Origin of the sequence: Mesorhizobium sp. B1-1-1, from assembly GCF_006442955.1 — a bacterium.
GTDB lineage: Bacteria > Pseudomonadota > Alphaproteobacteria > Rhizobiales > Rhizobiaceae > Mesorhizobium.
In genome coordinates this window covers 555415-575256 of sequence record NZ_VFWW01000001.1, presented here as the reverse complement: position 1 = coordinate 575256, position 19842 = coordinate 555415, and the positions used below count along the sequence as shown (strand labels likewise).

Below are 19842 nucleotides of genomic sequence, written 5' to 3'. Positions count from 1 at the left end.
ATGTCGAAAGCCCAGACCGCCGCCCCGGACATTGACGCCCGGCGCCAATCGCATCTGTTCTACCTCTCCAGCCTGCGCCGGCCGCTGATCGACCGTGCCGAGGGCATCTATATGTGGACGCAGGACGGCCGCCGCTTCATCGACGGATCAAGCGGCCCGATGGTCGCCAATATCGGTCATTCCAACCGCAATGTGCTCGACGCCATGAAGCGGCAGATGGACCGCGCCACCTTCGCCTACCGGCTGCATTTCGAGAACGAACCGGCAGAAGAGCTGGCGCGTGAGCTGGCCGGCAAGCTGCCCGAAGGCATGGATCGCATCTTCTTCGTCTCAGGCGGCTCGGAAGCGACCGAATCCTGCATTAAGCTGGCGCGGCAGTGGGCGGTGGCCACCGGCCAAGCCAGCCGCTGGAAGGTGATCACGCGCTTCCCCTCCTATCACGGCGGCACGCTGGGTTCACTGTCGATCACCGGCGACTACGCGCTGGCCGAGACCTTCACGCCAATGATGCGGGTGATGCCGACCGTGCCGGCACCGGCGGCCTGGCGCGACCGCGACAATCTCTCGATGGAACAGCGCGGTCTCCGCTATGCCGACATGCTGGAGGAGAAGATCCTGGCCGAGGGGCCGGAGAGCGTGGTCGCCTTCATCATGGAACCGATCGGCGGCGCGGCGACAGCGGCGCTTGTCGCGCCGGACAGTTATTATGGGCGCATCCGCGAAATCTGCGACCGCTACGGCATCCTGCTCATCCATGACGAAGTGATGAGCGGCGCCGGCCGCACGGGAAAATTCCTCGGCGGCGACCATTGGAACTGCAAGCCGGACATCGTCGCGCTATCAAAAGGCCTGGGATCGGGTTACGCGCCGCTCGGCGCGCTGGCGGCGCCGATGCAGCTGGTGCAGCCGCTGCTCGCCTCCGGCGGCTTCCAGCACGGCCATACCTATGCCGGCAATCCGCTCGCCTGCGCCGCAGGGCTGGCCGTGCTCGGCGAAATGGACCGCCTCGACCTGATCGCCAATGCCGCCGCCATGGGCGATGTGCTGATGGACGGATTGCGAGAGCTAGCCGAGCGCTTCCCGTTCATCGCCGACGTGCGCGGCAAGGGCCTGCTCACCGGCGCCGAGATGCTTGCCGATCCCGAAACGCTGCGGCCGATCGACCAGAGCAGGAAGGCGACGCAGCGCCTGCTCGACCTCGCCTATGAGCGCGGGCTGATCATCTACGGCCGCAAGGTCAAGGGCGGTGTCGACGGCGACAATTTCATGGTCGCACCACCGATGATCGTCACCAGCGAGCAGGTCGGCGAGATCATCTCCATCATCGGCGACTCGCTCGAAGTCCTGGCTGCCGAACTCGACCTTCCGGTCGAAGGCCGGGGATAAAACAATGGCGCCGAGAAAGGTCATCATCACCTGCGCCGTCACCGGCTCGGTGCATACACCGTCCATGTCGCCTTATCTGCCGGTAACGCCGGACCAGATCGCGGCGGATGCCATCGCCGCGGCCGAGGCCGGCGCCTCGATCCTGCACTTGCATGCCCGCGACCCAAAAGACGGACGGCCTACGGCCGATCCGGACGTGTTCATGCAGTTCCTGCCGCGCATCAAGCAGGCGACGTCGGCGGTGATCAACATCACAACCGGCGGCTCCTCCCTGATGACGCTGGACCAGCGGCTGGCGGCACCTTTGCGGGCCGAGCCCGAAATGTGTTCGCTCAACATGGGCTCGATGAATTTCGCGCTGTTCCCGATGCTCGACAAGCCAAGGGAATGGCAACACGAATGGGAACCGAAGCTGCTGGAAGCCACACGCGACACGATCTTCAAGAATACCTTCGCCGATATGGAGGGCGTTCTCGAGAGACTGGGCAAGGGCTGCGGCACGCGTTTCGAATTCGAGTGCTACGATGTCGGCCATCTCTATTCGCTGGCGCATTTCCGCGACCGGGGGCTGGTGTCGGGGCCGCTGTTCATCCAGTTCGTGCTGGGTATTCTTGGCGGCATTGGCGCCGATCCGGACAATCTCATCCACATGAAGCGCATCGCCGACAAGCTGTTCGGCGACAGCTACCAGTTCTCGGTGCTGGCCGCGGGCCGCCACCAGATGCCGCTGATCTCTATCGCCGCGGCCATGGGCGGCAATGTCCGTGTCGGGCTCGAAGACAGTCTCTACGACGGCCGCCAGCTGGCGAAATCCAATGCCGATCAGGTGCGCCGTATCCGTGGCATTCTCGATGGACTGTCGCTGGAGGTTGCCACCCCGGCCGAAGCACGCGACATGCTGGCGCTGAAGGGTGGCGACAGGGTAGCGTTTTAATGCGACTGGCTGAGATGATAGTGCTCCGTCACACCTTGGCTCCCTGCTTGCCATGACAAGTCCGGAAAAAATCCTCCTCCGCCCCGGACGAATCGAAGACGTCGAAACCATCCATGCCGCAATTCTGAAGCTCGGCACCCATATCGGCGCGCCCGAAGAAATCGTCTCAACGCCAGACGATCTCAGGACCTGGGGCTTTGGCGAAAGACCTGCCTTCTCGACCCTGATCGCCGAAGTCGATGGCGAATTCGCCGGACTGTGCCTCTATTTCCCGATCTTCTCGACCTGGATGGGGCGGCCCGGCGTCTATGTGCAGGACCTCTATGTCGAGGACCGGTTTCGCGGTCGCAGGATCGGCGAGCGCCTGCTGCGGCGCGTCGCGACCGAGTGCCGCAAGCAAGGCGGCGCTTATCTCAGATTGTCCGTCGATACCGACAATGAGAGCGCAAAGGCCTTTTATGAAAGGCTGGGCATCGCCTGGTCGAGCTACGAGCAGACGCAGAAGATCATCGGCGACGCTTTCTTCGCCTTTGCCGACGCGCCGGAGGAAAAAGAATGAAAGCCTTCTACGCGCAGGAGCAGAAGCGCCACGACCCCAAGGCTTTCCTTTCCAGCGGCGCCCCGCAGCCCAATCCCGAAAAGCCGGAGCGCGTCGAGAGATTGTTAGCAGGCGCAAAATCGGCCGGCTGCACGATCGAGCGGCCGCGCAATCACGGACTTGGTCCGGTCGCGGCGGTGCACACGCCCGAATATCTCGATTTCCTGGAGCATATCTACACGCGTTGGCAACGCATCGAGGGTGCCTCGGCTGAAGTGATCCCCAACATTCACCCGATCGCGCGCAACGGCTCCTATCCGGCCTCCGCGGTCGGCCAGGCTGGGTACCACATGGCCGACACGGCCTGCCCGATCTCTGGCGAGACCTGGCAAAGCGCGCTGTGGAGCGCCTGGAGCGCGGTCGAGGCGGCGGAAGCGGTGATGGCGGGCGCGCCGGCCACCTATGCGCTTTGCCGCCCCCCCGGTCACCATGCGTTCGCCGACGTCGCCGGCGGCTTCTGCTTCATCAACAATTCGGCCGTCGCAGCACAGGTACTGCGCCGCCAAGCGGCACGGGTTGCGATCCTCGATGTCGATCTGCATCACGGCAACGGCACGCAAGGCATCTTCTATGCGCGGCCCGACGTGCTCACCGTGTCGCTGCATGCCGACCCGGTGCGCTTCTATCCGTTCTTCTGGGGACATGCCGACGAGCGCGGCGAAGGCCCCGGTCTCGGCTATAATTTCAACCTGCCCTTGCCACGCAAATCCGCCGACGCGGCGTTTCTGGAAGCGCTTGAGGTGGCGTTCCAGCGCATCCGCGCCTTCTCGCCCGACGCGCTGGTCGTGGCGCTCGGGCTCGACGCGTTCGAGGGTGATACGTTCGGGGGACTTTCGGTGACGACGCCAGGTTTCTCGCGCATCGGCGAAGCCATCGCCAAGCTCGGCCTGCCGACGGCAATCGTCCAGGAAGGCGGCTATCTCTGCGACGAACTCGGCGACAACCTCACCGCTTTCCTGACCGGGTTCGGCACCAAGGCACGCTGATCGGTCGATCTGCGCCTGAGACCTCCATCAGTCAGAGCGAGAGCGGGAAATTTCCACGCAATGTTTCGATCGGAAAATCCACCATCGTCTCCATCCCGCTGTTATTCCCAGACAATTCAACTCCCGAGTCGATCAAGGACAGGGATTGCCGACCCGCTGATGAATGGCGTCCACTGCCTTCTGCATCTCTTCGGTCCAGACAACCTCCACTGAAGACAGCGCCATTTCCAACTGCGAAATGGTCGTCGCGCCAATGATGTTCGACGTGACAAAGGGCCGGCTCGATACATAGGCGTTGGCGAACAGCGCCGGCTCCAGGCCGAAGGAGCGCGCCAGCTCGTTGTATTCAAGCTGCGCCTCTGCGGCATTGGGGGTCTCGTAACGCTGGCCGCGGTTGAAGAGCTGCGAGCGCGACCCCTGCGGGCGGGCGCCGTGATCGTATTTGCCCGAGAGATAGCCCTGCGCGAGCGGCGAATAGGCAAGCAGCGAGACCTCTTCGCGATCGCAGACTTCGGCGAGGTTCACCTCGAAGGTCCGGTTGACCAGATTATAGGCGTTCTGAATCGAGGCGACCCGTGGACCAATAGCTTTGTCAGCCTCTGCAATGAAGCGCATGACGCCCCAGGAGCTCTCGTTGGAGAGACCGAAATGCCGGATCTTTCCGGCCTTCATCAGTTCATCAAAAACGGCAAGCGTCTCCGCGATCGGCGTTTCTCCGGTCGGCGCCCCGACGGAATCAGCGCGGCGCGCCACGGCCCCCACGCGCGTCGGATTGGCGCCCCAGGGTATGTCCCGCTCCGGCCAGTGGATCTGGTAGAGGTCGATATAATCCGTGCCGAGCCTGATCAGCGATTTGTCGACGGCATCGAAGATATCGGCGCGCACAAGCTGCGACGGCCTGTCGCCGCGAAACCAGTTGTTTGCGGTGCGGCCGACGACCTTGGAGGCGAGTATCACCTTGTCGCGGTTGCCCTTTGCCTTCATCCAGCTGCCGATGATCTTCTCGGTCCGTCCTTGCGTCTCCGCCTTGGGCGGGATCGGGTAAAGCTCGGCAGTATCGATGAAATTCACCCCGCGCGCGAAGGCCAGGTCCATCTGGGCGTGGCCGTCGGCTTCGGTGTTCTGCTGGCCCCAGGTCATCGAACCGAGGCAGATCTGGGTGACAAGAAGATCGGTCCGACCGAGACGGCGTTTGTGCATGGAAGTGTGCTCCGGCGGGAAAAGCTTGCGCGGCTGCGCGGGGAAGGAAGTTTCATCCTACAAGAAAGCAGAGGCGCTCTCCAAGCCTCGGCAAACCGACTTTTGCGTGAACCAGACTGCGCTAGCGGCGAGCCCCTGCCAGGGCGCGCCGCTTGGCCTCGTCGATCAGCATGTTGGCCACCTGCATGCGGATCATGGCGCGCTGGCGCAGGTGCGGCGCGACGCGATCGGGATGGTTGGAAAAGGCGAAACTGCGGCGCATGCGACCAAAGTCGGCGACAGCCTTAGGCGTGTCCAATCCCAATTCCACGGCAATCGATTCGGGATCGATCGGAGGCAGTTTTTCTTCGGGCCTTGTCTCTTCGCCCGCAAGTGCCAGCTTCGCATGATCGAGCAGGGCCGCGAACTCTGCGGCGAGATCCGCGCCTGCCTCGCGATATTCCGTGGCAAATCCGCTGCCAGAAACCTTGATGCGGCCCGAATGGAGCTCGTCGGCGACGGAAAGATAGTCAAACGGAATGGATGGGCGAGTGGCCGCCTCTTCGCCTCCCCCGTCCTTGTCGGAGGCGACGAAGAGGTCATCGAGCAACGAAGCGAAATCCCGCTTGGCGCTGGTAACGATGTCAGCCTCCCCAGTCTCACGGTGTGTTCGAGACATCCACCTTAGGGTCGGCTCGTTAAAAATGCATGCCGCCGATTTTAACAATTGAAGGTTTACGGGGCCGGACCACGCCGGTCAGTCACAAAAAGCCGGACTGCGGTTGGTGCAGTCCGGAATTCGCCAGAAGCGGCGAGGAAAAAACCGGCCATCTGCCAGCGAGAGGGATACGATTCGCGATCTGCGAAAGTTTCAGGCGATGCAGGATCATGGCAGAAAAATTTTGCAGAGCATGGCAGGCATGCAAATGCTGCACTGCACAATCGTCACGAATCCCCTATATTCGGACGCTGGGAGGTCCAACAGGGGCCTGGATTATGGGGTTCTTCACTGAAATGTTCGCGCGGCCACGGCCGCAGGAACATCTGCGTTATCGTGCCGCGCTCGCGCTGCTGCATTCCATGAGCAATGCGGACCGCGCCGACATCGGCATCAAGCCCGCCGATTTCCCGCGCATCGCCCGCGAAATGTCCGTTCGCTAGTTCGGCCAGCCAGGGATATTCCGGCTCCGGACGGGCAACGCCTTGACGACGTGATCCGTCAACGCGAGCCCAGGAACGTTGCCTTGCCCAGCGGCACGCCATTATGGCGAAGAATGTCGTAGGCGGTGGTGAGGTGGAAATAGAAGTTGGGCATGGCCAGATGCAGGAGATACTGCAAACCGGCCATCGAGACCTCGCGCCCGCCGAGCCTGACCTCGACAATCCGCTCGTCCGAACCTTCCAGATCGGCCGCGGAGAACGTCGCCAGATGGTCAAGCGTCTTAGCGATGCGCGCCTGCAATTCGGCAAAGCTCGCCTCGTTGTCCTCGTATTTGGGAACCTCCCGGCCGGCGAGCCGCGATGGGGCTCCCTTGGCATGGTCGGTGGCGATCTGCACCTGCCTGGTCAAGGCGAACATGTCGGGCGCCAGCCGCGCCGTCAGGAACACCTGCGGGTCGATCTTGCGCTCGCCGGCGTTTTGTTCGGCCGTGGACAGCACGCTGGACAGCGCTTTCAACCGGGCCGAAAACACAGCCACCGATACTTCATACATGGATAGGGTCACGCAATTATCTCCCGGGGCAGTTGAAGCGCCGCGAGCGCGAACTAGCGCCTTCCCGGGCGATTCTTCAAGCGATACCCGCAAGGCGTCACCACGTCGCCGCAATCACCGTGGTAGAATCTCCGTTACCGCGTGGAGATTCCCGATGAGACACGCTTTTCTCGCAGCAACTGCCTTGTTCTCCCTTGCCTCGATCGCCCAGTCGGCACCTGCCGACGAGGCGCCCTACGTCGATGACAGGTCGAGCGCCGAGGCAGTTGTCCGCTCGCTCTACAGTGCCATCAACCGGCATGAATTCGCACGTGCCTGGGGTTATTATGGCGATACCAAGCCGGCCAAGGACTTCGACAGCTTCGTCAAGGGCTATGACGGTACCGACAAGGTGGATGTCAGGACCGGCGCCGTATCCAACGAGGGCGCGGCAGGCAGCATCTACTACAGCGTGCCGGTCGCCATCCAGGCAACCGACAAGAAGGGCGAGGCGAAGGTCTTTGCCGGCTGCTACACGCTGCGCCAGGTCAATGCCCAGATTCAGGCGCCGCCATTCCAGCCGATCTTCATCGACAGCGGAGCGCTGAAGCCGTCGAGCGCGGACTTCGAGGAGGCTGTGCCGGCTAGCTGTGGCGACGGCCCGCCGCCGCCGAAGAGGGATGCAGCGCTGGAGCAGGCCAAGAAGGCTTTCCTGGCCAGCTATAGCGACCAATGCGACAAGGATCTCGCGGCCAAGGAGCCGGAGATTTTTTCCATCAAATACAGGGACAAGGATGCGGCGGCCGGCGATCCCGACAAGGAAACGCGCCTGTTCCATTTTTCCTGCTCGGCGGCCGCCTACAATGAAAGCTCGATCTACTACATGACCGACGAGGCGAACGGCGTCAGGCAACTGCAGTTCACCGAACCGGAGATGGACATCCGCTACGTGAACAACGACAGCGAAGGCAAGGTCGAATCCATGCACATCGTCGGCTTCCGGACCACCGGCTGGGCGACCAATTCCAGCTACGACCAGGACGCCCACACGATAACCACCTTCAACAAGTGGCGCGGCGCCGGCGATGCCTCGTCAGCAGGCACCTATCTGTTCCGCAACGGCGATTTTTCACTCGTCCAGTACGACGTCGACGCCTCCTATGACGGCGAGGAAAACCCGCAAACGGTTGTCGACTACAACACCGCTCCCTGAGCCCCGCGAGGTCCGATCACGGCGCCTTCGACAGCATCCAGTTCAACGCGCCGCGCCAGTCGACCATGCGGATGGGGGTGCCGTGCGTGCCGGTCTCGAAGCGCACGAAGCGGGTCGGATAGGCTTTCGACTTGGCGATGATGGACCGGAAGAAGGATTCCTGGTTTGCCACGGGAAAGACCACGTCATGGCTGCCTTGACCGAAGAAAACCGGCACGTGGCGTCTGAAGGCAAGGCTGGAGAAGAAACTCTCGTCCCACAGCGAGCCAAGCAGCAAAAGCCCACCGATTTGCCTGCCTGTGTCCGTGCGGGCGGCAAGCTTCCAGCACAATGCGCCGCCCATCGAGCCGCAGGCGACGAAGATCTTCGCGCCCGGCGACTGTTGCGCATAGTGATCGATCAGCGCCGCGACCTGTGCCGCCCCCTTGTCGCCGAAATCTGGGAAGTCAGGGCTGAGATAAAGGCCGCCATTGCCTGCCATCAGGTTTTTGATGCGGTTGAAATTGCCGCCGAAGGTGAAGTCGTCGACACCTTGCTTGCGGCTGCCGCCCTGCCCGTGCAGGTAGAGCACGATGACGGAAGCCCCTTGCGTCTTGCCTACAGCGATGTGCCGGACGTCGCCGGCATCGGTTTTCAACAGCAGATCCTGCTGCACCTTGCGCACACCGGTATCGGTATACTGTGCATGCACGCGCTTTTCCGGCACCTCGTCGCGCTGGTTGATGTCGCGCATCTCGCGGTAGTCGATCACCGTGTAGGCGCCGTCTGACGAGAGCGTCGCGGGATAGGCGAACAGATCGTCCTTGAAGGGTTTTAGTTGGAGAGCAGAGGCCTGGGCAGCAGAAAACAGGAAAAATATCGAAATCAGAAAGGCAGAGAGCGTGAGCACCCCCCTCTGGCCTGCCGGCCATCTCCCCCTCAAGGGGGGAGATTGGCAGTTTCGGTGGCTGCGCCGTTCTGCCGGCCTTCGAGATTGGCGAAAGCCGAAATGATGTCCAATCTCCCCCCTTGAGGGGGAGATGGCCGGCAGGCCAGAGGGGGGTGCGACGGTACGATTAGCCATGCCCAAGGCATGCGTTTTTCGACTTCGCTTTGTCAATCCTGCAGCACGCCGCCGGCGCCTTCCAGCGCCTCGCGAGTGTCGACATCGACGGACGCGCCCTCGCCGATCTCTACATCGACGACGTCAAGTCCTCCGGCCTCGACCAGATGGCGTGCGCCGGTATCACCTTCGAGATGGGCGACAGCCGGGAACAGCGAGCGCGGCAGAAGTACCGGGTTGCCGCGTTTGCCAAGGTGCGAGGCGCGGACGACCAAATTGCCTCCCGCCCCGCGAAACGCATCGATCAGCCGGTCGAGATCGCCGGTCGAGACACCCGGCATGTCTCCGAGAACGATCATCGCACCGGCGGCATCTCCCGGCAGATAGGCCATACCGGCTTTCAGGGAGGTGGAGAGCCCATCGGCAAAATCGGGATTGTCGGCGAAGGTCACGTCCAGGCCCGACAACGCGCCGCGCACCCGCTCACGTTGATGGCCGGTGACGACGATCGTGCCCGAAGCTTTCGAGGCGAGCGCACGCTCTGCTGTACGGCGGACCAACGGTTGGCCGTCGAAAAGCGCCATAAGCTTGTTCGGCCCGCCCATGCGGCTCGAACGGCCCGCCGCCAAAAGCACGATCCCGACCTTGAGCCGGCTTCCGGCCGGCAGCGGTTCGCGTGGCTGCGGGCGCGTCGGGATTTCCATCAGCAGGCCGCCGACGCCCATGCCGGCGATGTCGTTCGCCGTAACGTCGAGGCCAGCGATCAGCCGGTCGAGTACCCAGTCGAAGCCGTTCTCCTTCGGACTGCGGGCGCAGCCCGGCGCGCCGATGATCTGCTTGCCGGCGAGCCTGCCGAGCACCAGCAGATTGCCGGGGTCGACGGGCATGCCGGCGCGGATGACAGTACCGCCCGCTTCCTCGATCGCGGCCGGAACGACGTCGGCGAAATCGCTCATGGCCGAAGCGCCGAAGATCACCACCATGTCGTTATCGCGCGCCAGCGAGGCGGCCGCCTCGGCAACCGGCGCAACCTCGTGCGGCGTGCGGCGCTCGGCCGTCAGCCGCCCGCCCGAACGCGCCAGCCGTGCCTCGGTGACGCGCAACGTCTTATCGAGCACGCTCGGCTTGACGCCCGGCAAGACGGTCTGGATGACACCGACACGAATGGGCCGATAGGCATTGACGGCAAAGATCTCGCCGCCGGCGCAGATTTCCAGTACGGCATCGACCAGCGCCGACCCGACGGCGAAGGGAATGATCTTCACGGTTGCCACCATCTGGCCCTTTTCGACCGGCGCATGCTGGCCAAGCGTGGCGATGGTGATGGTTGGATCGACGGCATTGATGGCGTCGATCATCGCGCTGTTGACGGTGAAGACGCCAGCGGCTTGGGCATGGAGGTTGACCCGCCCGGTCGCGGCAGGCTTGGCCTCTACGTTGCGGTGGCGCATACCGGTCGCGATCCGTTCGGCGGCGGCGTCTTCGCCCAGATCGCCGGGAGAAAGCACGGCCGCGACGACTTCGCTGATGCCCGCCGCTTTCAGCACCCCGACATCCTCTGCGCTCAGCCGATGCGCTTTGCGGAAACGTCGCTCGCCGACCGTCGTCGCGTGCGCAAGCACGGCGCCTTCGGCCTGTTCGATAGGAACCGGGCCGAATTTCACGCTGCGGCTTCCCTGGCTTCAAGGCCGCGCGAGCGAAACGCGTGAATGACCTGCGCCAGCACGGCGACGGCGATCTCGGCGGGGCTGGCCGCGCCGATATCGAGACCGATCGGCGCCTGGATGCGACCGATCTGCTCGGAACTGGCGCCCAGCGCCAACAGGCGCTCGACACGCTTGGCATGGGTTTTCCTGCTGCCGAGTGCCCCGACATAGAAGCACCTGGCGTCGAGCGCCGCCTTCAGCGCGAAATCGTCGATCTTGGGATCGTGGGTGATGGCAGCGACTGCCGTGTAGCTGTCGAGTGGCTGTCGTTGCAGGACCTCCTCAGGCCATTCGGCGTGCAAAGCGACATCGGGAAAGCGGTCCGACGTGGCAAAAGCCGTGCGCGGATCGATGATCTCGACTGGATAGCCGGCGATCCTGGCCATTGGCGCCAGCGCCTGGCTGATATGCACGGCACCGATCACCACCAGGCGAGGATGCGGCAGATGCGCGTTGAGAAAAAAGGTCCGCCCTTCCGCTTCGACCGAGCCGGAATTCCCGGTGCGGAACGCCTTGCTGATCGCGGCACCGAGATCGCCGGCGACCGGATCGCCCTCGCGCACGACACGGTCGCGGCCGTCACCAAGATCGGTGACCAGGATCGCGGCGCGGCGCGCGCGGCGCTCGGCGTTGAGTGTTTTCAGCGCATAGGGATCCATTGAAGATCAGCCTAGCCTTTCCACATACACTTTGATGCGGCCGCCGCAGGAAAGGCCCACCTGCCAGGCGGTCTCGTCGGCGACGCCGAATTCCAGCATTCTGGGCTTGCCGGTGCCGATGACGTCCATGGCATCCGTCACCACGGCGCCTTCGACACAGCCGCCCGAAACCGAGCCGTGGAAATTGCCGTCGGCGTCGATGACCAGATGGCTGCCGGCCGGGCGTGGCGCGGAACCCCAGGTCTCGACAACGGTCGCGATGGCGACATCCTTGCCTTCCTTCATCCAGCCTTCCGCGATGATCAGCGGGTCACGGGCCTCGTCGAGATAAATGCTGTCGCTCATCGTTGCTTCTCTCAGGGTCTGTTTTTCCCGGAAATATGTGTCTTCAGCAGCATATGGCTACGCGGCGCGCCTCGCGCCACCCTCCATCCATCGCCGCGGATCGACGGCATATCCAGGCTTCCGGTCCAGCGAAGCGCAGAGATCGGCAAGCGCGTCGAGATTGTGCACGGCACGGAATTCATCGACATGCGGCAGCATCGCCCTGACGCCGCGGGCGCGCGCCTGGAAACCGTCGAAGCGCAGCAAGGGGTTCAGCCAGATCAGCCGCCGGCAGGATTTGTGCAGACGCTCCATTTCCTCCGACAGGCCGTCGACCTCGTCTCGCTCCAGCCCGTCGGTGATCAAAAGCACCACCGCGCCCTGTCCCAGCACGCGCCGCGACCATATCAGGTTGAACTCGGCCAGCGTGTCGCCGATGCGCGTGCCGCCCGACCAGTCCTTGACCGCGGTGGAACAGTCGGCCAGGGCGGCGTCGGGATCGCGATGGCGCATCTGTCGGCTCAGATTGGTGAGCCTGGTGCCGAAGACGAAAGTATGCACGCGCCGGCGCTTTTCCGTCAGAGCATGCAGGAAATGCAGGAAGATTCGCGTGTACTGGCTCATCGAACCGGAAATGTCGGCAAGCACGACCAGCGGCGGATACACTTCGCGGGGCGAGCGGAACTTCGGCAGGATCAGTTCGCCGCCTGTGCGTGCGGCGGAGCGCATCATGGCACGCGGATCGATGCGGCGACCGTGCGCATCGGCCTTGAAACGGCGCGTCCGCACCATGTCGAAGGGCAACCGCAGTTCGGCGATCGCCTTCTTGGCGTCGGCCATCTCGGCGGCATTCATCTGAGCGAAATCCTTGGCCCTCAGCACCTCGTTGCCGGAGAAAGTAAAGCGCGCGTCGACCTCGATCTCGGGGATTTCCCGCGCCGGCTGGTTCCTGCTGTGGCCTTCGAACATCGCCTGGCCGACACGGCTTTCGGCCGCGCGTGGCTTCTGCTTCTCCCTGGTATCGGGCGCCACCGGCGAAAGCATCGCCAGCATCTTTTCGATCAGCTCACGCGACTTCCAGAATAGCCGGAAGGTCTCGTCAAAGGTGGCATGGTCCTCATGCCGCGACACCAGCACGGCATGCAGCGTCCAGTAGAAATCGTCGCGCGCGCCGATGCCGGTGGCAAGTACCGCCTCGATGGCATCCTTGACCGAGGCCGGACCGACGCGCATGCCTGATTTGCGCAAGACACGGGCGAAATAGACGATGTTGTCGGCGATGTGACCGTCGACAGTCGCCTCCCTGGGTTCCGCGCGAGGCATGGCCATGAGCCCTACTCCGCCGCCGAAAGCTCGGCCTTCACCTCGTCGAGGATACGCCGGCCTTCACCCTCGCCGATGCGGGCAATGTCGTCCTGGTATTTCAGCAGCACGCCGATCGTGTCGGAGACGGTTTCCGGGTCGAGCGCGACCTTGTCGAGTTCGGTCAACGCGCCGGCCCAGTCGATGGTCTCGGCAACGCCCGGCATCTTGAACAATTCGATCTGGCGGAGCTTCTGAATGAAGGAGACCACCTCGGCCGAAAGCCGGCTGTTCGCCTGCGGCACCTTGCGGCGCACAATCTCCAACTCCCGCTCGGCGCTGGGATAATCGACCCAGTGATAGAGGCAGCGCCGCTTCAGCGCGTCATGGATTTCGCGGGTGCGGTTGGTGGTGATGATGACGATCGGCGGCTCCTCCGCCCTGATCGTGCCGAGTTCGGGCACCGTCACCTGGAAATCGGAAAGGATCTCGAGCAGGAACGCCTCGAACGCCTCGTCGGTACGGTCGAGCTCGTCAATCAGGAAAACCGGGGCGGCGCCGGCCTTGCCGGTCAGCGCATCGAGCACCGGACGGCGTATCAGGTATTTTTCCGAGAAAACGTTGCGCTCCATGTCGGAGCGGTCAACCTTGCCGGCCGCCTCCTCCATGCGGATCTCGATCATCTGCGCGGCATAATTCCACTCATAGACGGCGGACGAGACGTCGAGACCCTCATAGCATTGCAGACGGATCAGCCGGCGGCCGAGCGCCTCTGCCAACACCTTGGCGATCTCGGTTTTGCCGACGCCGGCCTCGCCCTCGAGGAACAGCGGCCGCTTCATGCGCAGCGACAGGAAAAGCACGGTGGCCAACGACCGGTCCGCCACATAGTCCGCGCCGGTCAAGAGATCGAGCGTCTCGTCGATCGTCCGCGGCACGGGGCGCGGTTTTAGCTCGGTCATTCCTTCTCCGTGGACGCCTCTGCCCCGCTTTCCAAAACGTGGTAGCCGCGGGCGTGATAGATCAGCGGCCGCAAATTATCGCCCATGCGCAGGCCTGTCACCTTGCCAAAAAGCACACGATGGGTGGCCAGGTCCTTGGTGTCGATCAGTTCGCAGTCGAACACGGCGAGCGCGCCCTTCAAGGTCGGCGCGCCGGTGGAGATCACATCCCACTCGCCGAGCGCGAAACGTTCCTCGACCGGCAGGCCGGTGATGCCGGAAAAGCCGATCGACAGCGGCTCCTGGTGCGAGGCAAGCGTGTTCAAGGCAAACCTGCCGTTTTTCACGAACGGCTCGTTCTTGGGATTTTCACGGTTCAGGCAGACCAAAATGGTCGGCGGCGTATCGGAAACCGAACAGGCGGCGATGACCGTCGCGCCACGCTTGCCGGCCGGCCCGTCGGTGGTCACCACATGGACGTGACCGGCAAAATGGCTCATCGCGTCGCGATAGGCCTGCGGTCCTATGTCGTTCTTCTTCAACACCGGAGATTTTCCATAGCCTGAACCCTACCGCTATATATGGCTAGATATGACATGCCACAAGCGAAGTGCTTGGCCCATATCCCGAAATTCGCGTGTTGCGCCAAGACCGGGCAGCCTTTAGGTCTTGGCGGGAGTGGCTCCGGGACCATCCGGGCTCGCTTGGAGGAAGTCTTCGACAGGATGCGACCCGGGGCAACGATATCTGCTGCGCTGGCCTGGCTGCTGCTAACCGGCGCCGCCAACGCCCAGACGCTGCTCGTCGGTGTTGCCGCGCCGCTCTCCGGATCCTCGGCGATCCTTGGCAGGCAGATCGAAGCCGGCGCGGAAGTGGCGGCCCAGGCGAACGGCATCGAGCTCAAGACCATCGACGATGCCTGCACGGCCGATGGGGGTGCCGCGGCAGCCCGGGAATTCGCGACCGCCAAGGTCAATGTCGTCGTGGGATTTCTCTGTACGGAAGCGATCGAGGCGGCGATGCCGATCTTGAAGGACGCAGGCATCGCCGTCATCACCGTTGGCGTGCGAACCGAAAGCCTGACTGACCGTCGTCCCAAGACCGGCTGGCCGGTCTACCGGCTCGGACCGAGGGGCGACGACGAGCGCAATGCCGTCGCCAACACCCTTACCCGGCTTTGGCAGAACGAACTGTTCGCCGTCATCGATGACGGCACCATCTACGGCCGTGAGATCGCCGAGACGTTGCGGGCGGCGGCCGAACAGGCGGCGCTGAAGCCGGTGTTCGTCGATACGTTCCGGCCGCAGCTCGACAACCAGATCGGTCTGATTGGCCGGCTAAAGAAGGCCGGCGCAACCCATGTCTTTGCCGGTGGCGACGGCGACGACATCGCCATCATGGGTCGCGACGCAGCGCAACTCGACGCCGGCATCGTATTCGCCGGCGGCGAGAACCTGCGCACGCCGCCCGGAGCGGTGCCCTATGCCACGGGAACACTGATGATCGCTCCCCCGGAATGGGCCGATGTCGCCAATCCCAAGGTGCTCGAGGTGTTTGCCTCGCAGAAGATCGTGCCGGACGGCTACACGCTGCCGGCCTATGCGGCGGTAGAAACCGCCAAGGCGGCGATGGCGGAAGCCGCAAGCTCCGGCAGGCCGCTTGCGGAAGCGCTCATCGGGCATGATTTCACCACGGCGATCGGGCCGGTGCGCTTTGATGCGAAGGGCGACCTCAGCCGGAATCCGTACCGCGTCTTCCGGTTCGATGGCGCCCGCTTCGTACCGTTGGAAAGCAACTGATGTTTCGCACCGGCCCGCGCAACCTGATCACCGATGTCGCCGGTCTCAGCGTCGGCAATGCCTCCGATGCCCGACTGAAATCCGGCGTGACGACGGTCCTTTGCGACGAGCCGGCCGTAGCCGGCGTCCAGATCCTGGGCGGTGCGCCGGGCACGCGCGAGACGGACCTGCTCGAACCCCACAATTCGGTTGAGACGGTCCATGCCGTGGTGCTGTCGGGCGGGTCGGCTTTCGGCCTCGACGCAGCGTCCGGCGTACAGGCAGCACTGCGCGAGCGTGGCATCGGCTTCGAGGTCGGCGGCTTTCGCGTGCCGATCGTGCCGGCGGCGATCCTGTTCGACCTGCGCAATGGCGGCGACAAGGACTGGGGCCGCTATCCGCCATACCGCGACCTCGGCTACGAGACGGTGCAGGCCGCCGGTTCGGATTTCCAGATCGGCACGACCGGCGCCGGCACCGGCGCGCTGACCTCCGGTCTCAAGAGCGGGCTTGGCTCGGCTTCGACGCTGCTTGACAATGGCGTCACCATCGGCGCGCTGGCGGCGGTCAATCCGATCGGCTCGGTGACCATCAGCCGAAGCCGCCATTTCTGGGCGGCTCCGTTCGAGATCGGCGATGAATTCGGCGGGCTTGGCTATCCCTCGCCAATGCCGGACGACGCCAAAAGCATCCTCTTGAAGTTTCGCGACAAGACGTTCACGGGCAAGGCGGATGCCGGCGGCAACACCACCATCGCCGTTATCGCCACCGATGCCGTTCTCACCAAGGCCGCCGCAAAGCGCCTGGCCATGTCAGCGCATGACGGTTTCGTGCGGGCCATATGGCCGACGCACACGCCGGCCGATGGCGATCTGGTCTTCGCGCTGGCGACCGGCAGGAGCGGTATCCGGCTCGAAGCCGACGCGGCAATCGACCTTTATGCCGCGGCAGGCGCCACGATGGCGCGCGCCATCACGCGCGGCGTTTTCGCCGCGACGCCCGCCGAGGGCGATCTGTTTCCGGTCTGGTCTTCGCGCTGACTTATACGCGATCAGGTGGGGTCGGACTTTTCTTCCTCGAAAGTGACCGCGACGTCGGAATTCGCCGACAGCCAGACCTTCTTTCCCTCGACCTCCGCGACAAGGCTCAGGGGAATGAAATGATGGTGCCCCTTATGCGTGCCCATACCGCTGTCGGACTTGGTCAGCTTGATCCGCTGCCCCTCGACTTTGTCGACCGTGCCGACATGAACGCCATCGGCACCGATCACTTCCATATGCTCACGAATTTTGCTGGTGTCGGTCATGGTGGTTCTCCATTGGGACTGCCGACAATAACAGACGAGGCCGCGATTGGATGCATGGCGCTTGCTTTATCGGGCAGCGCGACGCCGGTATCTTGTCGTGATAGGGAATGGCGATATCGTTGGCCGGCGGAAAACCTCATGCAAAACCTTCTTCTGTTTGCCGTTTGCCTGCTTGCGCAGTTTTGCGCAGTCGTCGCCGCCCGGGCCGGGGATGTCGCCGAGCTTGAAATCCTGGGCTTCACCAAGGACGGCGGCATCTTCGCGTTCGAAGAATATGGCGTGCAGGATGGATCGGGATTTCCCTACGCCAATCGCTATTATATCGACACCAGCAACGACAGCTTTCTCCAGGGAACGCCTATTCGCGTCCGGCTCGACGACGAGAACGCCACGTTGACGGCGGCTCGTATTCAGGCCCGCGAGAAGGGCGAAGCGGTCGTCAGCCAGGCGGAGTTGGCCGCGAACAAGGGCATCACCGCAGGCTTCAACCCGGTAACGGAGATGTCCGCCGACCCGCATCGGATGGCGGTCAATCCGCGTCCGATCTTCTCGCCAGTCGACCAGCCGCTCGAGTTCCGGCTGGACGAGATCGGCATGAACGAGACTAAGGGCTGCGAGAGCCAGGGTGAGATCAATGGCTTTCGGCTGCTGCGCGTCGAGGCGCAAGCCGGCGGTACGACGAAGCTGTTGCACGAGGACAAATCGATCCCCAAGAGCCGGGGTTGCCCGAACGGCTACCGCATCGGAGCCGTGCAGACATTTTCGATGGACAATCCCAGCGCCTATGCGGTGCTGATCGCGGTGCGCCAACATGGCTTCGAAGGCCCGGACTATCGCTGGATCGCGGTGACCGGCCGCCCGTGACACCGCTCGTCCACCCCGCCAGGCGTCATCGCGCCCTGGGCCGCCTCCGCGGCGCCATACCAACGCCGGGCACGGCGCTGCTCGGCGCGCTGCTTTGGGCCGCCACGATGGGCGCCAGCGCGCTCCTCAACCTGTTGCTGGAAAGTTGGGTGACGCCAGATAAAATCCGCACCGTGACGCTGCTGTTTGCAGGCGGCGGCGCTCTGGCCTTTCCTGTTGGCCTGTTCGCGGCACGGCTGGTCTCGCGCGGAAGGAGCTGGGAAGTCGCCTTCGCGGCGGCATTCGTGGGTCTCGCCGCCGCGACGATCGGCCTGACCGCCGGGCTGTATGCCTTGCAATACCGGTCCTACTATGCCGCATGGCATGCACCCACCTTCACCCTCACCTGGGGGCTTCAGTTCGTCTTCACGATGGCGGTGGCGCTCTACCAGTTCGTGGTGCTGGGCATCAGGCTCTATTTCCCGATCGGGTTCCTCGCCTTGTTTGCCGCCAGCCTCTGGTTTGCGCGGCGGCGGCGTTGAGCATTTTGTCCGCCTCTGTTAGGACGCGGGCAAATTTCTCGACACGTCAGGACTGACCGATGATCCCTCGCTACTCCCGGCCGGAAATGGTGGCCATATGGTCGCCCGAAACCCGGTTCCGCATCTGGTTCGAGATCGAGGCTCATGCCTGCGACGCGCTGGCCGAACTCGGCGTCATCCCGAAACAGGCGGCGAAGACCATCTGGGAAAAAGGCAATGCCGCGAAGTTCGACGTCGATGCGATCGACGAGATCGAGCGCGTCACCAAGCACGACGTCATCGCTTTTCTCACCCATCTCGCCGAATTCGTCGGACCCGACGCCCGCTTCATCCATCAGGGCATGACATCCTCGGACGTTCTCGACACGTGTTTCGCGGTGCAGCTCACGCGTGCCAGCGACATGCTGCTGGCCGACATCGACGCGCTGCTTGCGGCGCTGAAGCGCCGCGCCTTCGAGCACAAGGATACCGTCACCATCGGCCGCAGCCACGGCATCCATGCCGAGCCGACCACCTTCGGCGTCAAGCTGGCGCAAGCCTATGCCGAATTTTCGCGCTGCCGCGAGCGGCTCGTGCATGCTCGCGAGGACATAGCCACCTGCGCCATTTCGGGAGCGGTCGGCACCTTCGCCAATATCGAGCCTTATGTCGAAGAGCATGTCGCGGCAAAGCTCGGGTTGAAGCCGGAGCCGGTATCGACGCAGGTGATCCCGCGCGACCGCCATGCCATGTTCTTTGCCACGCTCGGCGTCATCGCATCGTCGGTGGAGCGGCTGGCGATCGAGATCCGGCATCTGCAGCGCACCGAGGTGCTGGAAGCCGAAGAGTATTTTTCGCCTGGCCAGAAAGGTTCGTCGGCGATGCCGCACAAGCGCAACCCGGTGTTGACCGAGAACCTAACCGGCCTTGCCCGCATGGTGCGCTCCTTCGCGCTGCCGGCGATGGAGAATGTGGCGCTCTGGCACGAGCGCGACATTTCGCATTCCTCCGTCGAGCGCATGATCGGGCCGGATGCGACGGTGACGCTGGATTTCGCGCTGGCGCGGCTGACCAGCGTCATCGACAAACTGCTCGTCTATCCCGACAACATGCTGAAGAACATGAACAAGTTCCGCGGCCTGGTGCATTCACAGCGCGTGCTGCTGGCATTGACGCAAGCCGGCGTCTCCCGTGAGGATGCCTACCGGCTGGTGCAGCGCAATGCCATGAAAGTGTGGGAGCAAGGCGCTGATTTTCTTGAAGAACTACTGGCCGACAATGACGTCACCGCCGTCTTGCCGGAAGCCGAGATCCGCGAGAAATTCGACCTGGGCTACCACACCAAGCATGTCGACACGATCTTCCGGCGGGTGTTCGGAGAGGCCTGAGGGGCTTTCCTTCTCCCCGTCGCTACGAGGAGAAGGTACCGCA

General features: G+C 63.5%; 22 protein-coding genes. 11 read left to right on the top strand and 11 right to left on the bottom strand.

Features of this window, described 5'->3' with window-relative positions; all coding sequences use genetic code 11:
- Genes FJ986_RS02880 through FJ986_RS02865 form a run of 4 tightly spaced genes read left to right on the top strand, consistent with a single transcriptional unit; the run spans nucleotide 1 to nucleotide 3904 of the window.
- Nucleotides 1-1386 (top strand): aspartate aminotransferase family protein, encoded by a 1386-nt coding sequence (locus FJ986_RS02880; RefSeq protein WP_140673348.1) that lies wholly within the window; start codon nucleotides 1-3, stop codon nucleotides 1384-1386.
- Nucleotides 1387-1390: 4 nt separating this feature from the next.
- A complete protein-coding gene (locus FJ986_RS02875) occupies nucleotides 1391-2320 on the top strand; it encodes a 3-keto-5-aminohexanoate cleavage protein (RefSeq protein ID WP_140637925.1) in 930 nt (309 codons plus the stop codon).
- A 52-nt stretch (nucleotides 2321-2372) separates the two neighbouring features.
- On the top strand, nucleotides 2373-2879 hold the full coding sequence (locus FJ986_RS02870) for a GNAT family N-acetyltransferase (RefSeq protein WP_140517682.1): 507 nt from the start codon (nucleotides 2373-2375) through the stop codon (nucleotides 2877-2879).
- A complete protein-coding gene (locus FJ986_RS02865) occupies nucleotides 2876-3904 on the top strand; it encodes a histone deacetylase family protein (protein WP_140673346.1) in 1029 nt (342 codons plus the stop codon). The genes FJ986_RS02870 and FJ986_RS02865 overlap by 4 nt, the downstream gene beginning before the upstream one ends.
- A gap of 132 nt (nucleotides 3905-4036) precedes the next feature.
- Here the strand turns inward: FJ986_RS02865 and FJ986_RS02860 are convergent, their stop codons facing one another.
- Nucleotides 4037-5104 carry an aldo/keto reductase gene (locus tag FJ986_RS02860; RefSeq protein WP_140673344.1) on the bottom strand — a complete coding sequence of 356 codons (1068 nt, stop codon included), beginning with the start codon at nucleotides 5102-5104 and terminating at the stop codon, nucleotides 4037-4039.
- 121 nt (nucleotides 5105-5225) lie between these two features.
- A complete protein-coding gene (locus FJ986_RS02855) occupies nucleotides 5226-5693 on the bottom strand; it encodes a hypothetical protein (protein WP_140494990.1) in 468 nt (155 codons plus the stop codon).
- Nucleotides 5694-5971: 278 nt separating this feature from the next.
- Between FJ986_RS02855 and FJ986_RS30380 the strand changes: the two genes are divergently transcribed.
- The gene (locus tag FJ986_RS30380) at nucleotides 5972-6244 is read left to right on the top strand and encodes a hypothetical protein (protein ID WP_181171941.1); all 273 of its coding nucleotides are present in this window, start codon (nucleotides 5972-5974) and stop codon (nucleotides 6242-6244) included.
- Between the two features lie 58 nt (nucleotides 6245-6302).
- Here the strand turns inward: FJ986_RS30380 and FJ986_RS02845 are convergent, their stop codons facing one another.
- The gene (locus FJ986_RS02845; RefSeq protein ID WP_140673342.1) at nucleotides 6303-6809 is read right to left on the bottom strand and encodes a DUF1993 family protein; all 507 of its coding nucleotides are present in this window, start codon (nucleotides 6807-6809) and stop codon (nucleotides 6303-6305) included.
- Nucleotides 6810-6951: 142 nt separating this feature from the next.
- Here FJ986_RS02845 and FJ986_RS02840 point away from each other — a divergent pair, with 142 nt between their 5' ends.
- Nucleotides 6952-7989 carry a DUF1176 domain-containing protein gene (locus FJ986_RS02840; protein ID WP_140493792.1) on the top strand — a complete coding sequence of 346 codons (1038 nt, stop codon included), beginning with the start codon at nucleotides 6952-6954 and terminating at the stop codon, nucleotides 7987-7989.
- 16 nt (nucleotides 7990-8005) lie between these two features.
- On the opposite strand, the gene FJ986_RS02835 is transcribed toward FJ986_RS02840, so the two are convergent.
- The 7 genes from FJ986_RS02835 to FJ986_RS02800 form a co-directional block, all read right to left on the bottom strand.
- On the bottom strand, nucleotides 8006-8848 hold the full coding sequence (locus tag FJ986_RS02835; RefSeq protein WP_140673376.1) for an alpha/beta hydrolase: 843 nt from the start codon (nucleotides 8846-8848) through the stop codon (nucleotides 8006-8008).
- Nucleotides 8849-9084: 236 nt separating this feature from the next.
- Nucleotides 9085-10695 carry a molybdopterin-binding/glycosyltransferase family 2 protein gene (locus tag FJ986_RS02825; protein ID WP_140673340.1) on the bottom strand — a complete coding sequence of 537 codons (1611 nt, stop codon included), beginning with the start codon at nucleotides 10693-10695 and terminating at the stop codon, nucleotides 9085-9087.
- Nucleotides 10692-11396: an XdhC family protein gene (locus tag FJ986_RS02820; RefSeq protein WP_140517689.1), complete on the bottom strand. Its 705-nt coding sequence runs from the start codon at nucleotides 11394-11396 to the stop codon at nucleotides 10692-10694. The genes FJ986_RS02825 and FJ986_RS02820 overlap by 4 nt, the downstream gene beginning before the upstream one ends.
- A 6-nt stretch (nucleotides 11397-11402) precedes the next feature.
- Nucleotides 11403-11741, bottom strand: a complete 339-nt coding sequence (locus FJ986_RS02815) for an XdhC family protein (RefSeq protein ID WP_140517690.1) — start codon at nucleotides 11739-11741, stop codon at nucleotides 11403-11405.
- Between the two features lie 57 nt (nucleotides 11742-11798).
- A complete protein-coding gene (locus tag FJ986_RS02810; protein ID WP_181181844.1) occupies nucleotides 11799-13049 on the bottom strand; it encodes a VWA domain-containing protein in 1251 nt (416 codons plus the stop codon).
- Nucleotides 13050-13054: 5 nt separating this feature from the next.
- Complete coding sequence (locus tag FJ986_RS02805; RefSeq protein ID WP_140493800.1) at nucleotides 13055-13984, bottom strand: MoxR family ATPase; 930 nt, start codon at nucleotides 13982-13984, stop codon at nucleotides 13055-13057.
- On the bottom strand, nucleotides 13981-14508 hold the full coding sequence (locus FJ986_RS02800) for a flavin reductase (protein ID WP_140493802.1): 528 nt from the start codon (nucleotides 14506-14508) through the stop codon (nucleotides 13981-13983). The genes FJ986_RS02805 and FJ986_RS02800 overlap by 4 nt, the downstream gene beginning before the upstream one ends.
- 180 nt (nucleotides 14509-14688) lie before the next feature.
- On the opposite strand from FJ986_RS02800, the gene FJ986_RS02795 reads away from it, so the two are divergent.
- Together FJ986_RS02795 and FJ986_RS02790 are read left to right on the top strand one after the other, a co-directional pair.
- Entirely contained in the window at nucleotides 14689-15762 is a 1074-nt protein-coding gene (locus FJ986_RS02795) for a branched-chain amino acid ABC transporter substrate-binding protein (RefSeq protein ID WP_140517691.1), read from the top strand.
- Nucleotides 15762-16781, top strand: coding sequence for a P1 family peptidase (locus FJ986_RS02790; protein WP_140493806.1), 1020 nt, complete (start codon nucleotides 15762-15764; stop codon nucleotides 16779-16781). Before FJ986_RS02795 ends, FJ986_RS02790 begins: the two co-directional genes overlap by 1 nt.
- Nucleotides 16782-16792: 11 nt before the next feature.
- Here the strand turns inward: FJ986_RS02790 and FJ986_RS02785 are convergent, their stop codons facing one another.
- Entirely contained in the window at nucleotides 16793-17047 is a 255-nt protein-coding gene (locus FJ986_RS02785) for a DUF2171 domain-containing protein (RefSeq protein WP_140493808.1), read from the bottom strand.
- A 138-nt stretch (nucleotides 17048-17185) separates the two neighbouring features.
- On the opposite strand from FJ986_RS02785, the gene FJ986_RS02780 reads away from it, so the two are divergent.
- The 3 genes from FJ986_RS02780 to purB are packed head-to-tail and all read left to right on the top strand — an operon-like array spanning nucleotide 17186 to nucleotide 19799.
- Nucleotides 17186-17911 carry a DUF2259 domain-containing protein gene (locus FJ986_RS02780; RefSeq protein ID WP_140671741.1) on the top strand — a complete coding sequence of 242 codons (726 nt, stop codon included), beginning with the start codon at nucleotides 17186-17188 and terminating at the stop codon, nucleotides 17909-17911.
- Nucleotides 17908-18432: a hypothetical protein gene (locus FJ986_RS02775; RefSeq protein WP_224519150.1), complete on the top strand. Its 525-nt coding sequence runs from the start codon at nucleotides 17908-17910 to the stop codon at nucleotides 18430-18432. Before FJ986_RS02780 ends, FJ986_RS02775 begins: the two co-directional genes overlap by 4 nt.
- 59 nt (nucleotides 18433-18491) lie before the next feature.
- Nucleotides 18492-19799, top strand: a complete 1308-nt coding sequence (purB, locus tag FJ986_RS02770; protein ID WP_140522066.1) for an adenylosuccinate lyase — start codon at nucleotides 18492-18494, stop codon at nucleotides 19797-19799.
- The last annotated feature ends 43 nt before the right edge of the window (nucleotides 19800-19842 follow it).